The following is a 4586-nucleotide window of genomic DNA, read 5'->3' as shown; positions in this document are numbered from 1 at the left end:
CCCGAGAGAATACCGGCGGCAGCGGGCATCGTTAACTTAAGATACAAAAGCTGTCTGGAGATGGCGGGTCAAGATCAAAGATAACGTTATCCATAAATAAACAGATGACACACCAATAAACATTGGCAATATATTACGCGCCAGCATAGTAAATTCTTAAAATACTTTTCTGACTATCCCGCCTTTCATTCAATGCAGGATCCGTTCATGGCCCGATTGATTAATCAGGAATAACTCCCGGCTCACTTTTACTCTAAATTCCATTAAATGCCATTGCGAATGTAAACGCGCAATGATAGCATTCTGCCATGTGCGCTATAACGCACATGGCAGAATAAAACAAACAAATAACGCTGGAAAGGAGTGGATACAATGTCTGAAAAGTGCCAACTGATTGATGTGGCGAAAACCTTTCCCGGGTTATATATCGAGCTGAAGTACGCCACAGCCAACAATATCACGGGTCGCCCTATTTATTCGGAAGCGCTGTGCCTGCTGCATACAGATGCCATTCCTGCGCTTGCAAAAGCCATCGACATTGCCTCGCTGGCAGGACTAAAACTGGTAGTCTACGACGCTTATCGCCCTCAGCAGGCCCAGGCCCGGCTCTGGGATGCCTGCCCGGAACCTGAATATGTGGTTGATGTGATAGATCGGCTCCAATCACAGTCGCGGCACGGCCATCGACGTTACGCTGATGGACGAATATAACAACGTGCTGGATATGGGAACCGCATATGACGAAATGCATGACCGCTCACATCCGTATCACCCGTCAGTTCTACCGCATGCCCAGCGCAACCGTCTGCTGCTTAACGCCATTATGTTCGGCAGCGGCTTTGTGGGGATCAGCAGTGAATGGTGGCATTTCGAGCTACCCAATGCTCGTAGCTACCCGCTGCTGGCAGATAAATTTCTGTGTGTTGAGATCACTGATAAGCCTTATTGATAAATTTTTACCCTTTAACGTCTTCAGACAAACCATAAAATAGTGCTGTCGTGTCGGTGACCATCCTGTGCAGAGATAAGTCAGGCATTTTTAACAACGATCTTTCCACGTGGCATACGTTCCTCCGACTCCGGCCGATGATTACGGCCGGTCTTGCGTTAATCCTTAACGCATCAAGTGCTCCCCTGTCGCTTCTCAAGCCGCTACCTGATGAAGGGCCAGGAAAAACAGGTCGCTCAGTGTTGCTATGGATGCCTCTGGTGGTTATCAGACCGATGGTCTTACGCGGCATCACCAGCGACTGTATTTCATGGGTATCAGGGAAAGTGGTGATGGCCATGCGCCGTCGCCTGTTCAGCCACATGATGGGCATGCCGGTCTCGTTTTTTAACAAGCAGTCTACCGGGACGCTGGTGTCCCGTATTACCTGCGACGCCGAGCAGGTTGCCTCCCCGTCCCCAGGCGCACCGATCACCGTGGCGCGTGAAGTGACGTCAATCCTCGGCCTGTTCGCGATGATGTTTTACTACAGCTGGCTGCTGAAGCTCATCCTTATCGTTCTGGCACCGGTAGTTACTGTTGCTATTCGCGTCGTCTCAAAGCGCTTCCGCAATATCAGTAAGACGATGCAGAACACGATGGGACAGGTCATGACCAGCACGGAACCGATGTTGAAAGGCCATAAAGAAGTGCTGATTCGCGGTGGTCAGGACGTGAAACCAGACACGTTGATAAAGTCAGCAATAAAATGCATCTGCAGGAGATGAAGATGGTGTCAGCCTCTTCCATCGCTGACCAGATTATTCAGCTGACTGCCTCACTGGCGGTGGCATTCGTCCTGTATGCGGCAAGCTTCCCGGACGTAAAAAATAGACAATCCGGATAATGAGGGTGAGGCGAAAAAACGGCTGATACGACAAAAGCGCAGTCTGCGTCAGCATCTTGCCGCAGGGATAAACTGTTCCTCAACTTCTGCGGGTGGAGGATCCCGGGTGCAGGGGATCAGTGATATCTGGCGTCAAGTGGTCAATATAAAATCAGTATCGACTGGAAGAATACGAAATAAGCCGGATCGACGTGCAGCCCTGAATGGGGGTCAGATCACGTCCGGAAACATATCCACCTGATATGGTTAGCGCGCGACAAAAGCAACTCAGATACGGAGATATTGATGAATAACGGATATTATGGGTCTGAAGATATGATCCGCACGGAAGTTACCGAGCACTTCAAGGCCTGTCTTATTGAAATATTGCCTTCCAGGCATCCTGCAATACCGAAAATCAGGGAAGAGTCTGTTGGCTGCTTTTCCAGATTTACCGCAAATTTTTGCTCTACATAATCAGTCGACATTTATATGTGAAGCTGACCGGAGAGATGAACTATTTCTGGCGCAAGAATTATGCCCGTTGCCAGGACTATTCTGAAAATGAAAAAGCCGCAGCAGGCGCACAAAAAAATTTCCTACTTTCCATGCTAAACCCTCGCCGTTGAACCAGTATTCAGTGGTCAGGTCAGGGTTGTCCTTAGTGCTGTAAAGGCCTCCCTGATGTAGCCCACAAAAGGCTTCACGGCCTTCCGGAACCGGTAAATGCTTAACTGGAGGGCGCTAAGGGGCTTGCATGACCTGCACCTTTCGCTTATTAACGTCAGGTAGCGCCTGAAGCTCATCCGTCTGGCGTATACCGGCGTAGCGCCCTGTGGCACTCATATCTGATCACCTGACGTGGTAAATAAGAACAGAAAGCAGACTGCCGGAAATCAATAAAAACGATGAAAACTTAAAAATTGCTCATCCCGACATAATTCTATTACGAACCGTATTAAAAGATGCCCTCACCTGCCGCAGATAAAAATGGCATGCCCGGTCAGGAGGGTTATTTAATAAATAATATCACCTGCGCATCCAAAAGCCCCTCTGTTTTATTGATTAAAACGGCAGTTCTTTAGGATGAACGCTGAAACCAGAGGTGAGTATTTTTACACGAAATTTTTAAAAAATCAGCGCTCATTCAAAAGGCTTTCCGGTCCCCTGGTAAAACCTTCACAGCAGACCGAAAAATATGGCTGGAGTTGAGTTATTTCGAACGGCCATGGTGGAACAATGACCACTCTTCAATCCTCTCTCCAGATTGAAGAGTGCAGTACCCCACCTCACCACCAGCCTCTTTAATGATATCAAGCTTTCCGTTTTGTTTAACGCAGTATACTGATGCCGGATTTGCCATATCAGCCTTATGGACGGACTGGCTGGAACAGCCTTGCATGCCGATTACGAATGCAACTAAAATAATCTTTTTCACTTCTATGCCAGCTCCTTTTTAAAGAAATAATACTAAAGTTGAAATTTTGATTCTGAAACACATTCTAAACAAAACCCGAAATAACGCCCTCCCAGGAAAATCTTTCACACCCACCTCATATTCTGCTACACATTTAAAGAATTCGACTGTAAATGAATACCTGTGCTGTTATCACCTCCTCCGGGCACGATAGTCCAGGCTTTCAGGCATTGTGATATGAGTGGCTTTACCAAAGAAGCTCTCTCTGGTTTCGCTGAAAAACGTTCTGTCCCTGCATACGACAATGGGTGGAACTGCAGGCTCTACACTCAGCGGAATGGCTGGCAGCAGCCGGGTCAAAGACCAACACATTTGTAACGGCAGAGCCGTCCGAACAATACCCCGTACATGTCAAAATGAGCTGCATATTTGCAGCCTTTCGTCATGATCATGTTACTGCATGATGATTTAGCACCGGATAAGTAAATGTAAGCAGTTCAGTCCAGAGTGGAATAAAGTCGCCACCCAAAGCCTGCCGCCCCACATCCTCGCCATGCCGTAGATAATACCGGACAGACATGCAAAGAAAATTAACAGAGCTCCCCCCGCATAATGCATAAACCCAAAGGCAACAGATGCAATCAACAGCGCCGCAACAGGATTTAGAAGATGTGTTAAACGCTGTTGTAAATATCCCCTGAACAGGGCTTCCTCAGCTAAAGAAACAAAGAGGATGCTGGCGAGGGCAAATGGTATGAACCAAACGGGAGTGTGTAATTCAACATTAAGCCCTCACAGTAAAACTGCAAGCATAAGCAAGGCAGGAATACCAATAACCAGCCCGCACCAGGCCAACTTCCCTGCTTTCGCAACCGGGTTTGTTACGAAGAGGGTTGAAATGGCTGTTAGCAGAACAACTGGAACGAGTGCCTTGTCAAAGTTGAAGCACATACTGAACGGAAGGCTTCGGGGACCAACAGTCACATCGTCCAGAACTTTAGGATTATTGAAACCCGGGAACAGGTGCAAAAACAGGGCGAAAGATATCAACACGCATACGCCTTCACACCCGGTATTCAGGGCCAGGGTTTTGAGTACACCGCGATTCGACGATTATATTTCCTGCGACAATGGCCTAAATGAGTATCACTGCCGGAAATTCAATGAGTTGATTTATCACACCAAGACAAGATGTCACAGAAAGAATCAAAAAAGCCAGATATCTGTTGAAAGTAAGTGTCGCCAGAGAGGTCGCAAGCAGATACCACATAAATGGTAAGCGTAAAGGCATCGCCGTATTGACACTTATTTGGCAGGAAGCTCCACATTCCACGGCAGGAGATCCGCGACCTTGT

Annotated in this window: 2 protein-coding genes and 3 pseudogenes; 2 read left to right on the top strand and 3 right to left on the bottom strand. The window is 47.7% G+C overall.

Annotated features, from left to right (window positions below; all coding sequences use genetic code 11):
• Positions 1-372 precede the first annotated feature (372 nt).
• Positions 373-949: pseudogene (gene ddpX / locus FU672_RS24560) on the top strand (D-alanyl-D-alanine dipeptidase).
• 137 nt (positions 950-1086) lie between these two features.
• Positions 1087-1814 (top strand): annotated as a pseudogene (locus tag FU672_RS24555) (ABC transporter transmembrane domain-containing protein); the annotation flags it as partial.
• Between the two features lie 1213 nt (positions 1815-3027).
• On the opposite strand, the gene FU672_RS24550 reads toward FU672_RS24555, so the two are convergent.
• The 3 genes and pseudogenes from FU672_RS24550 to FU672_RS25335 all read right to left on the bottom strand — a co-directional run.
• The gene (locus FU672_RS24550; RefSeq protein WP_262349069.1) at positions 3028-3252 is read right to left on the bottom strand and encodes a putative hemolysin; all 225 of its coding nucleotides are present in this window, start codon (positions 3250-3252) and stop codon (positions 3028-3030) included.
• Between the two features lie 447 nt (positions 3253-3699).
• The gene (locus FU672_RS25340; RefSeq protein WP_262349070.1) at positions 3700-3936 is read right to left on the bottom strand and encodes a CPBP family intramembrane glutamic endopeptidase; all 237 of its coding nucleotides are present in this window, start codon (positions 3934-3936) and stop codon (positions 3700-3702) included.
• Between the two features lie 430 nt (positions 3937-4366).
• Positions 4367-4586: pseudogene (locus FU672_RS25335) on the bottom strand (hypothetical protein); the annotation flags it as partial.

The sequence above is a fragment of the Enterobacter asburiae genome, from assembly GCF_008080435.1.
In the GTDB taxonomy this organism is placed as follows: domain Bacteria; phylum Pseudomonadota; class Gammaproteobacteria; order Enterobacterales; family Enterobacteriaceae; genus Enterobacter; species Enterobacter asburiae_C.
The sequence above is the reverse complement of the archived record's forward strand: the minus strand, read 5'-3'. Positions and strand labels throughout refer to the sequence as shown.